14 protein-coding genes are annotated in these 15,802 nt (G+C 39.3%); 3 read left to right on the top strand and 11 right to left on the bottom strand.

Features of this window, described 5'->3' with window-relative positions:
• Nucleotides 1–6: 6 nt before the first annotated feature.
• Both TDE_RS06025 and TDE_RS06020 read left to right on the top strand, forming a co-directional pair.
• Nucleotides 7–1,185, top strand: a complete 1,179-nt coding sequence (locus TDE_RS06025; RefSeq protein ID WP_002668533.1) for an HD-GYP domain-containing protein — start codon at nt 7–9, stop codon at nt 1,183–1,185.
• A 43-nt stretch (nt 1,186–1,228) separates the two neighbouring features.
• On the top strand, nt 1,229–1,909 hold the full coding sequence (locus tag TDE_RS06020; protein ID WP_002678762.1) for a hypothetical protein: 681 nt from the start codon (nt 1,229–1,231) through the stop codon (nt 1,907–1,909).
• A gap of 3 nt (nt 1,910–1,912) precedes the next feature.
• Here TDE_RS06020 and TDE_RS06015 read toward each other — a convergent pair whose 3' ends face one another.
• The 9 genes from TDE_RS06015 to TDE_RS05975 all read right to left on the bottom strand — a co-directional run bounded on the left by TDE_RS06015 (nt 1,913) and on the right by TDE_RS05975 (nt 11,800).
• Nucleotides 1,913–2,425 carry a Smr/MutS family protein gene (locus TDE_RS06015; RefSeq protein ID WP_002678761.1) on the bottom strand — a complete coding sequence of 171 codons (513 nt, stop codon included), beginning with the start codon at nt 2,423–2,425 and terminating at the stop codon, nt 1,913–1,915.
• 17 nt (nt 2,426–2,442) lie between these two features.
• The gene (locus tag TDE_RS06010; RefSeq protein WP_002678760.1) at nt 2,443–3,873 is read right to left on the bottom strand and encodes a hypothetical protein; all 1,431 of its coding nucleotides are present in this window, start codon (nt 3,871–3,873) and stop codon (nt 2,443–2,445) included.
• A complete protein-coding gene (locus TDE_RS06005; protein ID WP_002668528.1) occupies nt 3,822–4,436 on the bottom strand; it encodes a tetratricopeptide repeat protein in 615 nt (204 codons plus the stop codon). The genes TDE_RS06010 and TDE_RS06005 overlap by 52 nt, the downstream gene beginning before the upstream one ends.
• On the bottom strand, nt 4,420–5,388 hold the full coding sequence (locus TDE_RS06000) for a 26S proteasome regulatory subunit RPN10 (RefSeq protein WP_002678757.1): 969 nt from the start codon (nt 5,386–5,388) through the stop codon (nt 4,420–4,422). The genes TDE_RS06005 and TDE_RS06000 overlap by 17 nt, the downstream gene beginning before the upstream one ends.
• Entirely contained in the window at nt 5,385–6,383 is a 999-nt protein-coding gene (locus tag TDE_RS05995; RefSeq protein ID WP_002678753.1) for a VWA domain-containing protein, read from the bottom strand. The genes TDE_RS06000 and TDE_RS05995 overlap by 4 nt, the downstream gene beginning before the upstream one ends.
• A complete protein-coding gene (locus TDE_RS05990) occupies nt 6,376–7,311 on the bottom strand; it encodes a hypothetical protein (RefSeq protein WP_002678750.1) in 936 nt (311 codons plus the stop codon). Before TDE_RS05990 ends, TDE_RS05995 begins: the two co-directional genes overlap by 8 nt.
• A complete protein-coding gene (locus tag TDE_RS05985) occupies nt 7,296–8,240 on the bottom strand; it encodes a DUF58 domain-containing protein (RefSeq protein ID WP_002678741.1) in 945 nt (314 codons plus the stop codon). Before TDE_RS05985 ends, TDE_RS05990 begins: the two co-directional genes overlap by 16 nt.
• Before the next feature lie 250 nt (nt 8,241–8,490).
• Complete coding sequence (locus tag TDE_RS05980) at nt 8,491–9,213, bottom strand: DNA-binding domain-containing protein (RefSeq protein WP_002678739.1); 723 nt, start codon at nt 9,211–9,213, stop codon at nt 8,491–8,493.
• Between the two features lie 55 nt (nt 9,214–9,268).
• Nucleotides 9,269–11,800 (bottom strand): InlB B-repeat-containing protein, encoded by a 2,532-nt coding sequence (locus TDE_RS05975; RefSeq protein WP_245522459.1) that lies wholly within the window; start codon nt 11,798–11,800, stop codon nt 9,269–9,271.
• A gap of 191 nt (nt 11,801–11,991) precedes the next feature.
• On the opposite strand from TDE_RS05975, the gene TDE_RS05970 reads away from it, so the two are divergent.
• Nucleotides 11,992–12,981 carry a tetratricopeptide repeat protein gene (locus tag TDE_RS05970; protein WP_002678737.1) on the top strand — a complete coding sequence of 330 codons (990 nt, stop codon included), beginning with the start codon at nt 11,992–11,994 and terminating at the stop codon, nt 12,979–12,981.
• Between the two features lie 55 nt (nt 12,982–13,036).
• Here the strand turns inward: TDE_RS05970 and TDE_RS05965 are convergent, their stop codons facing one another.
• Entirely contained in the window at nt 13,037–15,013 is a 1,977-nt protein-coding gene (locus tag TDE_RS05965; protein ID WP_002678736.1) for a tetratricopeptide repeat protein, read from the bottom strand.
• Nucleotides 15,014–15,024: 11 nt separating this feature from the next.
• Entirely contained in the window at nt 15,025–15,801 is a 777-nt protein-coding gene (locus TDE_RS05960; RefSeq protein WP_002678735.1) for a hemolysin family protein, read from the bottom strand.
• Nucleotide 15,802 lies beyond the last annotated feature (1 nt).

The raw sequence follows: 15,802 nt of genomic DNA, 5'->3' as shown, positions 1-15,802 counted from the left end.
AAATAAGTGAATACCTACAATGCAGAACATATAAAAGATTTATCATTTTTTAATAAAAATGTTTATTTGGATAAAAAGTTTTTGCTTTTAATTCCGGAAACACCTCTTACTGCCGAGCTAAAGGCTATTTTAAACGAATGGGATTTTTCTCTCCTTTATTCTGACGGAGAACCTTCAAGTTTTATGAGTGTAAGGACCGATACTGCCTCAGGCAAGGATGTTCTGGACTCAAGCAAGGAAAACGAAATAATTTCCGACAAACTGAAAAAACAAAAGGAAATTATGGAAGAAACTGAAAATAAATTCTGGGATTTTTTACGATTTACGGATAAAATTTTTACCGATTATACTATGAAAAAAATTTTGGAACCTCGTTTAGTTTTTGATAAAATAAAAGAATTATGCGATTTTGTAAAAAGCGACAAAAAAAATATCCTTCTAATAGAAATGCAGAAATACAGCTCTCCGACAAATTATCTTGTCATGCATTCTTTGCGGTCTTCAATTTTTGCCATAATTATAGGACTTCAGCTTAAAATGCCACCGCATAGGCTCATAGAGCTTGGAGCTGCCTGCCTTTTACACGAAATAGGTATGTTCAGGCTTCCGCCTCAATACTATATGTATGATGCCCCCTTGAGCGAAGAAGGGAAAAAGGCCTTATTTACACATCCTGTCCTGTCCTATAATATTTTAAAAACATCTTCTTTTTCTTTACCCATATGTTTGGGGGCTCTGGAGCATCACGAAAGAGAAAACGGGCATGGATACCCGAGGGGCCTTACAAGAGAAAAAATTTCAATGTACGGCAAAATAATAGCCGTTGCATGTTCTTATGAAGCTGCTACAGCTCCACGTCCTTATAAAGAAGCTCAAGATGCGTCATCGGGTATTGTGGAGATGATAAAGAATACTAACGGACAATATGATGAAACCATTTTAAAAGCCCTGCTTTATTCTCTATCCTTTTATCCTGTCGGAATGTATGTTCATCTTTCCAACGGAAAAATTGCAAAGGTAATAGATGTCAATCCTGATGACCCCAGATTTCCTATTGTACAAATCTACGGAAAAACAACTCCTACCGGAGACCCGGTTATTGTACAAACAAAGGCAAACGAAGTTACCGTAAAAAGACAGTTATCAAAAGAAGAGTTAAAAAGTATTGATCGAAATACTGTATAAAAAAGTAAATTTAGTTTATAATCTGAAAAAGAGAGGTAAGTAAATGAAAAAAAATAAGATTTTGTATTCCATATTTTTGGTATTTATTGCAGTATTTAGCCTTTGGGGAAATGAAGGATCGAAACTTTTAGAAGACTATGAAACCGTTCTTATGCGAATAAGATATTCAAAAACTTCAGGCTTTTGTCATGACGGTAAAACAGAAATCAGGGAAGAAAAGGTAAAGGGTTCCGAAAATTCTTTTTTTACCGAACAGAAAAATATTTATTTAAAGGTAAAAAACATAAAAGAAAACAAGGTATATTATACAAGATGCTTTGAACTACAAGAAGATAACGGGAAATTAGCAGCTGCTGCAAATTATCAAATAGAACCGGCCGTCAAAATAACGGGTCATTGGAATTTTTTCAAAATAGGGAAAAAATTAAATATAACGGTATGTAGCGGTGAAAAATGTAAAAATACTGAGATAACTCTTTATGAAATAAATGAAACACCTAAAAATATAAAAGACGGCATATTTTTTGAATTCGATGAATCAGAAAAAAAGGAAGCATTGAATTTTAGTATAAGTCTTAATGCAAAGCCGATGCCTATCATAGATATTAAAGAGGAAGAAGCAAAAATGAATGAAATATTAAGGAAAATGGAAAAATATTTTACGGCAGCTCAAATTAAAGAAAAAAAAGATGTCTTTTATAAAGCCTTGGCATCTTTAAAATAATTTCTATTTTAATATAACCCAAGTGGAACCGGTGCCGCCGTCTGCATTTTTAGGATGACCGCACTCGCCTGCCCTTTTATGTTTTTCAAGATAGGAACGGACAAAGGGGGCCAATACGGCACCTCCGCCGGAGTGGTTTCCCTTACCGTGAATAATTAAAATTTTTTTTAAGCCTCGGCGTATGGAATTTTCAAAAAAAACATTTAAAGCGGCTTCGGCTTCATCGCATGTCATCCCATGTAAGTCGATCTCATCTTCGCAGTGCATCTCTCTTAATGTCTTGCGCTGCCTTGCATAATCGACTGAGGTAAACTCTTCTTGAGCATCCTTATCTTCAACGCCGTAACGCCTTAGCCACATTTCCATGGGATTTATCTTTTTCGAATTATCTTCTTTTATAAGCGTTTTATGGTTTTTTTTATTTAAATGCTCGTCTTTTTTTATCTGCTTTTTTCCGTAAGGTTTTCCCGTTATTTTATCCCACTCGTCCAAGATGTCTCCGAAATTTTTACTCATGTAAACCTCCCATCTTCCTAATCCGTTATAATAAAGCTGTTCTTTTTTTGCCAGCCGCCGGTACCGTCTTTTTTTTCTATAAAAAACCATTCGGAAGTTTTTTGTTTTATGATAACGGTTTCACCAATTTCCAGGGAGCTTACAATGGTTCCGCTTGTTTCGGGTATATGATAAAGTAAATACGGCTCATCATAGTTTAGCGGCCTATAAACAGCTCTTTCATATTGCCGCGAATATAAAAAGATAAGGACGGAAATCAAACCAAGACTTAAAATTAAAAAAAGCTTAAATACGATATTCTTCTTTTTATACAAGAAAAAATAGCTTGATAGCAGCAATAAAATAAAAAATAAAAACCATAATATTTTTTTTAGGATTGCAGACCTGACGGCAAAGCTTTCTTTTAAATTAAGTTCTTTTTCATATTCAAGTCTTTGATTTTTTATTTTTCCCGGAAAAAAACTGCCGGCTTCCTTTGTACGCAGCTCTGCAATAAGTAAAGCCTTTTCTTTTTTTTCTTCAAAATTTTCTTTATGATTTTTCAGCTTAGTTTGACCAAGTTCGTTTTTCTTAGTGTTTAAGGCAGGGCCTAAAGTTTCATAAGCTTTTTTTTCGTCGTCGCTTATTTTTTCTTGTTTAAGGCTTCCCTTTATTACATTTACCCTTTGCTCTCTAACATAAATTTTGCGGGAATCTTTTGATTCGGAGGCTATACTTATTTGCGCCACCGGAAGACCTATATCGCCGGCTTTAAGAGGCGTCCAAAAAAAATAAGAAACCGCCTTCCAACCTGTTTCATCAATAATCGTACGCTCTATTTTTGACGTATCGGATTCTTTAATTCTGACGGCAGCTTCGAAAATGGAATCTTCAGGAGCCTGACAGTTTATATCCAAACCGGAAGTCCTGCCCTCAGTTTGAACATAATCATAAAAAAAGCCCATTAAAACGATGAGATATTTTTTTCCCTGTATAATTTTTTTAACCGGAGAATACGAAACAGCGTCCAATATTTTCCATTTAAACATTGTATCCTTTGATAGGGCCGGAGGTTCCACCTGAATAGAAAACTTTTTAAGTTTAGTCTGATACTTTCCCAAATACAAGTAAGGAATAAGTTCAAAGTTTCCTATTTTTTTTAGCTTATACCTATTTGTGATTAAAATACCGCCGTACAATGAATTTATACTTGAATCCAAAAATTCAAGAACCGAATCCTCATCCAAAATAATCAGTTTAGGTTCATCCGATGACCTAGAAGAATATTCATCCAATTTTATTTTTATTTCAAAAACGGAATCTATAAATAGTGGGCCTGAAGAAAAAGATAGTTCCGGATCCTTCTCTATTCCGGCATAGATAAGTCCCGGATAAAGAGAAAAAAGAAAAAAAAGAATCAATAATCGAATGCCTGAGGCTGCTTGTTTTCTTGCTCTTTCTTTTGCCATTGTTCTTTCTCCTTTTGCCGTATTAAATTTAAAATCGTCTTTTCCAATAAATCGGCTTCTTTATTTTCAATAACGGCAGCACTTTTAGAATTAGGAAGTTTTTCCTTTTGTTTTTTTTGATAACGCATACTAAGCTCGAAATTAATCTTAGCATCAACACTATCCGGTTTAAGTTCCAGAGATTTTTTAAAAAGCCTTACAGCCTTTTCATATTCATGATTTTTAAATGCTATTATTCCTTTTTGATAATAAATATAGGAATTCAAATTTTTATCCGTATTTTCATTTATCTTTTCAAAACGGGAAAGAGCTGAAGCATCTTCATTTTGCATAAGGTAAATGGAGCCGATTGCAAAATCCGAATAGTCTTTTATTTTTACATCTTCAACCTCTTCACTCAGGTCTATCGATTTAAAAAAGTTTGATGCAGCCTTATTCCAATCATTTTGTTTCCATGCAATATATCCCGAAAGAAAATTAAGCCTGGCCCTATCAACTTTACTACAAGAGGATATCAAAAAAATAAGGATACTTATACAGATTATTTTATTTATTTTTACCATAAAAGGATACTCCGCCTAAACATAAAAAAATAAAAGCAAGTAAAAGCATTTCAAAATTTCTTTTTACAGGCTCCTGTATATAAACCATTTTTTCAACTCCCTCTACACCGGCGTCTATTATTTTTAAGATACTTTCTATAGACCCCGAACTTAAAGCCGAGATATACGTACTTTCACCCCCTGCTATACTTGCAGCCTTTTGCAAAAAGGCTTCTTCCAATCTTGCATCCTTTAATTGGGTATTTCCCTTTTCATCAAGAACTTTTATTTTAGTTTCTTCAAGAGTACCGAAGCCCACAATAATTAGGATTGCATCCGTCTTTTTTATTTTTTCTGCAGCATGTAAAAGAGAACCTGAGGTTTCCCCGCCGTCCGTGCATAAAACTATTATTTTTGAGTTTCCCCTGTTTTCTCCAAAAGAATCCAATGCCCGTAAAACGCCCGCTTCAAGGTTCGTGCCTGTAGAAGAAAGAATTAAGGGAGATAAGGCATTTATTGCAGAGGATAGGGCATTTTTTTCAAAGCTTAAAGGCACCGATAAAACGCCCTCACCCTTTGTAATTACAAGCCCTACTGCAGACTCAGGTGAAGTTTTATGCATCTTTTCGAGCAAGATTTTTAAAAACTGTCTTTGTACGGCAATACGGCTGGGGTGAATATCTTGAAGGCTCATACTTTTTGAAATATCTGAAACAAATATAACCGATACACCCCTTCTCCTGACGGAAACCGGTTTGGAACCCCAAAGAGGACAGGCCAAGCCCAAAATCAAAAAAATCCATGCAGCGGAAAAAAACAAGGCTCTTATTTTTGCCTTTTTTATTATTTTTTTTGTATTTTCCAAGCCTGAATAAGCTTTTTTTATCTTTTTTAAGTTTATATAAAAAATAAACCAACAAGGAAACAAAAATAGGATAAAAAACAGGTATACCGAATTTTCAAAACTTATCATAGATATACCCTCATAAAAATTCGGCGCAAAAGCCACACAAGCACAAAGGAAAAAATTGAAGCCGACAAAAAGTACACATATAAATTTTCTTCGATAATCCGGGTAAAATTAGACTGCGCTGCAGGGACCTGCTTGGATATTGTGTTAAATATATTTTCAAGTATTTCGGGTGAAGAGGCAGAGGCATATTTTCCGTTTCCGTATTGAGCGATTTTTTTTAACTCAAGCTCATCGAACTTGGAAAAAATAGATCCCGAGTAGGTTTTCCCCGTTTTTCGATCTGTGTACTCCAAGGTAGTATATCCCGAACTTCCTATCCCTATAACATAAAAGCCGATGTTTTTATTTACTAAAACTTTTGCCGCAGTTTTTGGATTGATTTCACCCGTATTATTTTCACCGTCTGTAAGTAAAACAATGTATGAAGAGTTCAGCTTAGTCCTTGTCATATAGGCTGAAGAAACTGCAAGCCCCATGCCGATTGCAGTTCCATCTCCTAATTCTCCTATACTCAAAGAATCGAGGCGGGATAAAAACACCTTATGGTCGATCGTAGGAGGAAGAATTAGAGCTGCAGAACTTGAAAGAGCCGTCAGGCCGAAAGAATCCCCGGGATACTTTGCAACAAATTTTCTTATAATTTTTTTTGCAGCTGCGATCCTCGTTTCTCCGCTCATATCCTTTGCTGCCATAGAAGGGCTTATGTCCAACAAAAACATAATGGAACTTCCGGCATCGGTATAGACTTGTTTGTTTTTAAAAATAACAGGTTCCGACAGGGCTATTATTAAAAAAATAATTCCGCAATACCAAAGAAGGTAACATAAGAGATTCCCGAATTCCATAAGCTTATTTTTTTTAGGAAAAAAGCCCTTCCAATTAACCAAATTTAATTTTAATTCGGGGCTTGCAATAAGACCGCTTTTTTTTAATATAAGAAACAAGAAAAAAAATAAAATCAATAAAAGCATAAGGGGATGGTTAAAGCTAATCATTTGTATCCGCCTTGTATTTTAACTTTTCTTTTTGATCAGCGTTTATAATTTTTTGAATTTCGGATTCTGCTATTTTCATAAGTTTAAATGTTTGATTTAAAAAATAAATACTTTCCATTTCAAAGTTTATTTCTTTTAGATCCGCAGCCCCAAAACGGAGAGCTTGAAGTTTAAAAAAGATTTTTTCAAATTCAAAGTAAACTCCGTAGGTGCTTTCAAACTTCCGTTTAAGGCTTTCCAATATTTCCGAGTATGTAAGACTCTCGCCCTCACCCGATTTTAAAACCGCTTCCGATGAAGTCAAACTGAAACAATACCTTCTAAAAGCAAACTCGAATTTTTTTAGCCAATCCTTTCTTTTTGTAATTCCCTCAAGGCTGTCGGAAGAAGAAACGGAAGACACTTGCCGCTTTAACTTTCTCAAAGATTTATTCAAGACCTTAATTCTTATTCTTTGAGCCTTCGAAAAAGAATAAACAAAAAAATGTTTTTTTACCGCAGAAAAAATCATTATGGAAGTAAAAATAAATACGGCACTTACGGAAGCTATAAGATAAAGCAAATAGCTCGTACCCGGAAGTAAAAGAGGAGGACGAGGAGGCTGTATGACCTCAACCTTTGCCGTTTCCAATATTGAAGAAATAAAAACTTGGGGTATTGAATCATAAATACCGGCCTCGTCCAAGGGAGGAAAAGAAATAGCACCTGTTTCCCATGGAGTAAAATTTATGGATATGTATTCTTTTGTTTTCTGTTTTTTAATTTGAATGGAAGTTATATCCATCATAGTATTTTGTTTTATCTTATCAATTTTAAAAGAGCCGGACATTAAAATAGAAGGATCAAAAGATTGCAAATCATCTATAGGAAATAAAAATTCTGCGGAGTCTCCTACAAAAACCTGTTGAGGAATTAAAATGCCTTCCATCCATCCGCTCCGAACTTAGCTAAATTATTTTTTAAAACACGCTGATTGCTTTGTTTCGACAAAAAGAAGTCACCCAATACTTTTACGGTATCGTCATTTACATCGAGTAAAACAGGATTTGCAAGGGAATGCTTACAGGTATTTTCCCACCTTGATATTTCTTCAGTAAAATTCTTTTTATATTCCATCTGAAAGGTCTTAGAGCCCGTAGGCAAAAGCATTCTAAAATCGGTTTCAGGGTCTTTAAATCTTATAGATCCGGCTTCCGGCAAAAAAGAATCCATAGATCCGCTTATCTTAAGGCAAACAACATCATGTTTTGCCGCCAAGAGCCCAAGCTCCTTTTCATAACCCTCAACCTTAAAATCCGAAATGATTATTACCAAGGAACGTGAACGCAAAATCTTAGAGGCGGCTGTCATCGCAGACGCAATCTGTGTTCCCCGTACCGGTTTTCGATTTTTGCAAAAGGCAAAATCTTCCATAGATTTTAATATGGTCAAAATATGCTCTTCTCCCGTTCTAGGAATAAACAAGGGGCCTTTTTCTCCATCAAAAAAAAGGGCTCCGACAGGAGAAAATATATTCCTCCCCGCAAAGGCTAAAAGAGCTGCCGTTTCGATAGCTTTTTCCTTAGGACTGATTTTATCGAGCCCCGGCTCCATCGAAAGAGAAAAATCTACACAGATAAAAATGCTTAAATCTCTTTCTTCACGGTACATCTTAACATAGGTCTTACCGCTCCGCGCCGTAAGGTTCCAATCTATAGAGCGCACATCATCTCCCGTTTCATATTCCCGCACTGAGTCAAATTCTATACCCTGCCCGCGAAAAGCCGAACTGAAGCCGCCTGAACGTAGGCCTTCGGAAATCGAAAGAGAAGAGATTTTAAGCTGTTTTGCCCTTTCTGCGATAAAACCTGTTTTCATAAGGTTTTATTTTATTACGAAAATCAGTTTTATTCAAGACAGTGCATTACCTCACCAATTATACTTTATCAATTAATCGAATTCGTCTTTATTCCCCCGCACTTTATGGAGCTATGCCTCCCTGCTGTGCGGAGCACTCCCTCCATACGGTCGGGAGCTATGCCTCCGTGTTGTGTGGAGTTATCCTTCCATACTGTCGGGAGCTATGCCTCCCTGCTACAGGGAGGGTTAATTTCCGTTTTTTTAGCGTTTACGGTGTAACTGTAAGCGGTTTACCGAAGGTGCCTTTTTTTACGGTTTTTAGTTTGGTACCGCCGCCTGAAAGTTTTGTTCTCACTTCTATATAGTATGTTCCTGCCGCAAGGTCTGCGGGGATGACGGCCATAAGGCGGGCGGGTTTGTTTTCGGCGATGACGGAGGCACTGACGGCGGCGCTCTCAGGTGCTCCCGTTTCAGGTACAAAGAAGATGCCTTGCTTTGAGTCTTTTGCATCAAATTTTAAGCGGCTTCCGGTAAGCTGTATAATGCCGCCTTTGGTGAGCACTTCGTTCACCTTGCCCGATACGATGTCGGTAACTTCGGTGATGTAAGGGCCGGTGCTTGTGCTTTCGGTTTTTTCGCATTTGATTTTGCTTACAGCGTCGCGCAAGAGTGTGCCTGCGCTCATGTTCAAGTTGACCGTGTGCCGTTTTTTGTCGAAGGTGTCGGCAGCCCCATTGAATACGCCCGATATGCTTAAAGAGGTGTTCATAAGCGGGGTGTTGACGGCAGAGCCGTCGGCGATGAGCGCGGCGCACACTTCGCCGTAGACTTGCAGGGTAGCAGCCACGTCGGCCCGCGTGAGCGTGGAGCCTTTTTGCATCATAAGGCCGATAATCTCGTCAAGGGTGTACGAGCGCACGTCCGCCGCCTGCGCCATGTAGTCATCCGGCGCAGGAGTGAGTAAGTTTTCCCGTAAACAATATTTTAACATAAAAATCTCCTTAGTTTTAATCGGTAATTACACATTATCCATTGGAATTATCCCATTAATTAGACAGTATATAAAATCGGGCGAGGTTTAAAGGCTTGAACCACTTAGTCCCATCGGTATTATTTTGAAGATAAAAATCAAGCTTTGAACCAGGATCTCCTCCGTACTCGAATTGAAAGCACTCTCCTCCTTCTAGCACTTTATCGGTCTTTGTCTTTAGAACCCCGCCGTATTGATTAAAGGTTTTGGAATTAAACTTAATATGTCCTTTGCCGCTGTTGGTTGTGTTGTCTACTTCGGTAACGTGCATAATGCCGTAATTACCTTGATTTGTTTTATAGAGTACCAGTTTGCCAAGCAATATCGTGCGGTCGGTAATTATATTATTCTCATCATAAATCATTGAAGAGTTTGCGGCTTCTATCTGATCCTTCGTAATATTGTTAAAAATGGCAGCTTTATCCTTTGTCAAGCGACCATCGTTTCCCACTGTCCAATACTCGTCGCCTTTCGGCGTTACAGCGAACTTGCCGTGTTCCGAGTTTAAGAGTGCAGCATTGCCGTCAAGCACTTTGGTACTCGGCAGGTATTTGCCGTTCGGTACCGTAATGCGCGCGGCGGGGTTGTTTGACAAGGCGCCGGCAACCTGAATCCATGAACCGCTGTCCAAATACACATCGTTGTTTACCGCAATTCGTGTGCCGTTTTTCATACTTACTTGCAATACGTTCTTTGCGTATACGCCGCCGCCCTTTGCCGCCTGATTGCCGATAATCAGTACGCTCTGCGCACCGGGATCTTCAGAATCTTGCAGCCTCAACTCGCACCAGTCGCCGACATAGATGCCGCCGCCGTTGCCGGTTGCTTTGTTTGCCTTATCCGTTTCCGTGCCGCCGATAGTGCCGCCGCTGATTGTTACCACAGGGCGGCGAGTGCTAGTCTCCATTATATAGATGCCGCCGCCATTCTTTGCGGTGTTTCCCGTAAAGGTGCAGTTTGTGATGGTAGTAGGTGTGCCCTCAACATTTAAGCCGCCGCCGTTTGTACCTGCTTCGTTGCCCGTAATGATACAGTTTTCTATTTTGATCTCGCTTGCATCTCGTGCGAAGATTGCGCCGCCGCAGCCTGCATCGCCTGTCCCGGTTGCCTTGCCGCCTGTAAGCGTCAGGTTTTTGAGCGTGAGCGTTTTGCCGCTTGCCACTTTGAAAATGCGGCTCAGACCGTTTGCGTCAAGTATGTCTTTGTCGGGTCCGGTTTTGCCCTCTATCGTAAGGGTTTCGTCTATTTCGATTTCGCCCGAATTGCCGCTTGTCGCCCCTATTCTGCCGTCTATGGTGATGGTGGAGTTCGGATCAGCGATTTCAACAACTTTTTTCAGCAGCTTCCACGCGCCGTCACCTCCGTTTACCGTTGTAATCTTCTTAAACTTGACCGTTACGGTTGCGTTGTCAGTTACGGTCAGCGTTGCCGTAGTGTCGGTGCCGCCGACCGAAAGCGTGCCGGCAGAAGCCGTCCAGCCTTTAACTTTCCAGCCGTCAGCGGGTGTTGCGGTAAAGGTTACCGTTTTGCCCTTTTCGACGTCATATCCCGAATGGATTTCAGTGCCGTTAACTTCTGCTTTAAGCATTCCAGTTCCGCCCTCTACGCTGAAGGTTACAGTGTGAGTCGGACCGCTTGCTGCTATCGTTGCGACAGCCTCATCCGAAACAACACCTTCTTTGTCGCGCAAGGTTATACGGTACGTTGTAAGCGGGTTACTGTCTCTTATTTTTATGTTCGTTTTGTAGTATAAAACCCAAGGGCTCGCTGTAGGCAGCTGTGCACTGCCTACCGCCATAAGTCCTGTACCGTTTTCAAGAAATGATTCTGTCGCCGGTTTTTCGATAAAACCGTTATGGGCATTGTTCATTTTTAAGTTGTATGATGTTCCGTTTATGGTAACGTATGCAATATCATCATGGATATATTTTCCGTTTACAATGGCAGAAGAAGCAACCAAATCTTTTGTATCTATGCAGAGCACGTAATACGAAGGAAGAGGATAAGCATTAGTCTGTTTTGCAAGCACTACTGCCGGTTCCGGCGGCGGGGTGTTCGATTTTATGCCGAAGGTGTAGGTTTTCTTAAATACCCTGCCGTCTGTAGCCTTAAGGGTGATAGTCGGGTTTAAACTGCCTGAACCTTGTTCGTATTCTTGTAAAAAGGCTTCTTTATATGTAAGCTTCAGCCTGCCGGGAGCGGTTTGCCCCAGTACATAGTGGGTTCCTTCCGTAGGCTGTTGGGAAAGTTCTTTAAATTCGACAATGCCCGCAGATTCCGAAGAAGTCGGCATAACGAGCGGAAAGTTTTTCGGGTTATGCACTGTAAGCATAATATGCACCTCGGGTGAAGAGCTGACACAAGGCACACCCGCTTCGTCCGGTCTAGCTACCGCACCTATGCTGTGGTCTTTGATAAAGGCTTCGCTCGCCCAATAACTTAAAAAATCCTCCGGATCTTTCAGAAATTGCTCGCAGGCTGTAAAAAGTACAATTACGGCAACTGCCGCTGTTAAAATTGTCAAAAAAGTTAAAAGTTTTCTCATCATATCCTCCTTATTTTAAGGAAAAAAACACCCTGTAGGTCTAATCTTAAGTATATAATATCACAATTTTAATGTTTTATCCATAGTAGCGGGCTCATATTGCTAAAAAGAACCAAGGTTACCCGGTGTCTATATAGAAGAGAAACCGTATCGGGCTCTTGATTTTTTTTAAAAAAAGGCCGAAAATATAAGATATGAAGAAAGGGTTTATTATATTTTTATTTGTTGTATCTTTTTGCTTTGCAGAACAAGCCGCTTTTGCCGAGGAAGGTCTTATCGGCGAAAATGAACTATCGCAAATTTTGCCGGATGTAAAACCCGATAAAACGGGTTCGGAAAAGATAGAATTTGCGGAAAATCCTCAAGAGCTGCAAAAAAATGAGGACTTTGCCTTTCTCTCATTTTCGATTCTCACAAGAGAAAGGTCTGTAATGATCAGCTGGAAAGCAAAACCTGAGGGGAGAAACTTAATTCTTTACAGGTCAACAACAGGCTTTTCGTCAATAAGCTCTCTAGCCGAAGCCGTCCCTATTGCAAATATAACCGATGACGGACTTCCCTTTTTTGACTACCCTATTCCCGGAATTCCCTATTACTATGCCATTGCCGAAGAAAACGAAATCGCTTCAGGCAAAATTCAATTTATAAACGGAATAAATACAATCAACAGCCCTGTCGAAGTCTTCGCTTCTCCTGAAGAACAAGAGAAAAAAAGTATTGCGCTGCAAAACCGCCCTATTCCTCTGCCTTTTTTAAACCCTGAAAAGCAAATAAAAAAAAGAACCGAGTTTTTTTCTTCTCAAACCGAAACCCTTATAAACGCTCTTACGGCAGAAAAAAGGGATTTTAGAGAGTTTATTATTTCTTCTCAAAGGCTTGAGCCCTACGTCTTTCCTGATGACAAAAGAACGCCTGACGGCGGTGAGAGCATGGAATTACAAAGAATTCTAAACGATTATTTTTATACAAAAAACTGGCAAAAATGTAATGTTGAGCTGACCAATTTTTTAAGAATACGCAGAACATCCAGAGTTTCCGCGAGAACGCATTTTTATATAGGACAAACCCTATTTTTCCAAAACCTCTATGACAAGGCCTTATTGGAATTTTTAACGGCCCAAGACCTCTATCCGTCTCAGGCAAAAGAATGGGCGCATTATTGTCTTGTAGAGCTGGCGAACTGAATTAATTCTTCGCCGGCGAATTGAATTAGTTCAGTTCTTCGCCGGCGAATTTTCGCTAGCGAATTCTCCTAAGAAGTAAAAGCAATAAAGAATTTTTTTGATAGGAATTCGTATAATCCTCCGCAGCTTTTTCTTTTGCATTTTCGCTAACAAGAATTATTGAATCACCTGCATTCATTCTATCATAGTAACCGTTTCTCTTTAAAATTCCCTCGGACAAATTCTCCTCCGACTTTGAAGGCTCAAAATAACCCAAAAGATCGGACGGATCAAAGACCATACCCAGACCTTCTTTTTCGATAACCAAGCGGTCCTTGCGTATAACGGCAATTTTTAAATCCTTAAAATCCGAATCATGTTTTCCTATGTCGATAACGGCTTCATTTTGATAGCGGTTTATGAGCTTGCCTACGATGGGCATTGCCTCATTAAGCATTGAAGAAAGCCGTCTTATACCGTTTGAAAAACGGTCATTTCCTGAGCGGTAAACGGTAAATGTTTTTGCGGGAGAACCGGTACGCGAAACATAAAGCTCCAATATGATTTGAATATCCCTCCTATTCTCTTTGAGCCTTATAATGCCGAAATAGTCCTCATTTGCCGTACGCGATTTTTTCGAAGCCTCCCTGTAAGTTACAGGCTTATCCGAATAAGAAGTTATTTTGATTCTGGGATTATAAGAAAAAATATCCGAGGTAAGAATTTGAGTTATACGCTCGGCTTCAGGATGCAAAACGTTTGAGCTTTCCATGGTATAAAATAAACCTATGGATATGTGGGCCTTATCCAAATAAAGGGGATCTATACGCCATTTTGATTGGATGGAACTTAAAAGATGTTTTTCATAAGCTTCAACCGCATCATTTACCTTTGTATTGCTCTTTACTATGGACTGAATAAAAAGCATTTGTTCCAAATATCTTTCGGGATAACCGAGACGGAGCAAAATACCGGCATAGGCTTCCCTGCTTTCAACATCATAAGGATATATCTTCAAGGTTCGCCTGTACTCATAGAGGGCTTGCTCAGTCATATTTCGGCGGAAAAATCCGAGAGCTTTTTGTGCGTGGTATTTTGAAAGCTCCATACGGAAAGAATCTTCAAAATTCAAATTTTCTATGGCAAGCTCTTCTAAAAGGCAGCGCATTATTTCATCGTCGGCATCCAAGGAAAGCCCTACCTTAGCAGCATTTATGGCCTCACCGTATCTTGCAAGCTGCCTTAAACTCAAAGTTTTTAAGTACCAAGCATCTGCCCTGTCTCTTTTTTTTGAAATCCGCATATCGGAAATCTTTATAACTTCTTCATAACGCTTTTGTGCATATAAGACGGAAGCAAGCAGGGCATAGGCCTCATCATAATCTTCTTTTAATTTAAGAGCCGAATAAATACGTCCTTCGGCCTCTTCAAGTTTTCCGTCAAGAGAATGTAAATAGGCCGCAAAATAATGAACCTGAGGATTATCGCCATGGTATTTTAAGGCTCTGTTTATGTAATCTTCGGCCTGCTTAACATTTCCGGCCTCATAGCTTACGAGGGCTAAAGAAAGAAGATCCTTTCTGTTTTCGCCCTGACGCTGAAGGTTTTGCTTATACATCTCGGAAGCAAGATAGAGCTTTCCTTGGGAAACCTCTATTTCAGCCAAACCGAAACGAGCTTCGGGATTGTTGGGATATTTTTTTAAAACCCCATTAAAAAGGGTCTTTGCCGCATCTATCTTTCCAAGGCCGACCAAAATAAAGCCGTGGAGGTTTTGCAAATCGGGATCATCTTTTTTATATTTTCGGGCTGACTCTACAAAGGATAAGGCTTGGTCATATTCGTCAAGAGCATAAAAGCATTCGGCTAAGCCCTGATATACCAAATTATAGGAAGGGTTTTCCTTTAAAGCGGATTGGTACATTTCAATAGCCCCGTACCAATCTTCATTAGCCTGATATTCGGCACCTTTTTGATACAAGTCTGCAGGGTTGCAGAATAAAGAGGCCGAAAATAAAGCAATAAACATAAATCCGAAAAAAGGCTTTTTCATACATTCCCTCCCTAATTTTGCATAGAATTTTTGTTGTGGACAATTTTAACGGTCTTAACCTTATGTCCGTCCATATCCTGAACAATAAAGTCAAAATCATTCCAAGCTGTTTTTTCATATTTGGCAGGTATTTTTCCGAAAAGATCGAACACAAAACCGCCCAATGTTTCAAACTCATCTACAGGTAAGTCATCGCTTTTAATGGTTTCGGCAAGGTCGTCCAGATCGACACGGGCATCGCAAAGCCAGACACCCGGGGCGATTTCGGTAATATCCTCACCCTCATTGTCAAATTCATCCTGTATATCGCCTACAATCTCTTCTATGATGTCTTCCATACATACAATACCTGAAACACCGCCGTATTCATCAACGGCAACGGCAATATGAATATGGCGTCTTTTAAATTCGGCTAAAAGAGCGTCAATTCTTTTTGATTCAGGAACAAAAAATGCTCGGCGCACTATCTTATCAAGCTCAATTTTTTGATTCTTTGTCAAAAGTTTTATTATATCCTTAACATAAAGAATACCTATAACATTATCGATTGACTCATCATATACGGGAAAACGGGAGTGGCCGCTTTCCGATATCCTGTCTAAAATTTCATCGCTAGGCGTATCAAGGGCTAAAAAATCAACATCTATACGCGGAATCATAACCTCTTTTACAGCCGTATCGGATAAGTCGACAACGCCGCGGATCATATCCCTTTTTTCCTCGTTTAATCCTTCTTTTAGAATATTGTTTACATTACCCTTCTTTTTAAATAAGTCTATTATACCCATA

Origin of the sequence: Treponema denticola ATCC 35405 (genome assembly GCF_000008185.1) — a bacterium.
In the GTDB taxonomy this organism is placed as follows: Bacteria; Spirochaetota; Spirochaetia; order Treponematales; family Treponemataceae; genus Treponema_B; species Treponema_B denticola.
Note: the sequence above shows the minus strand (reverse complement) of the source record. Positions and strands in the feature narration are given on the sequence as shown.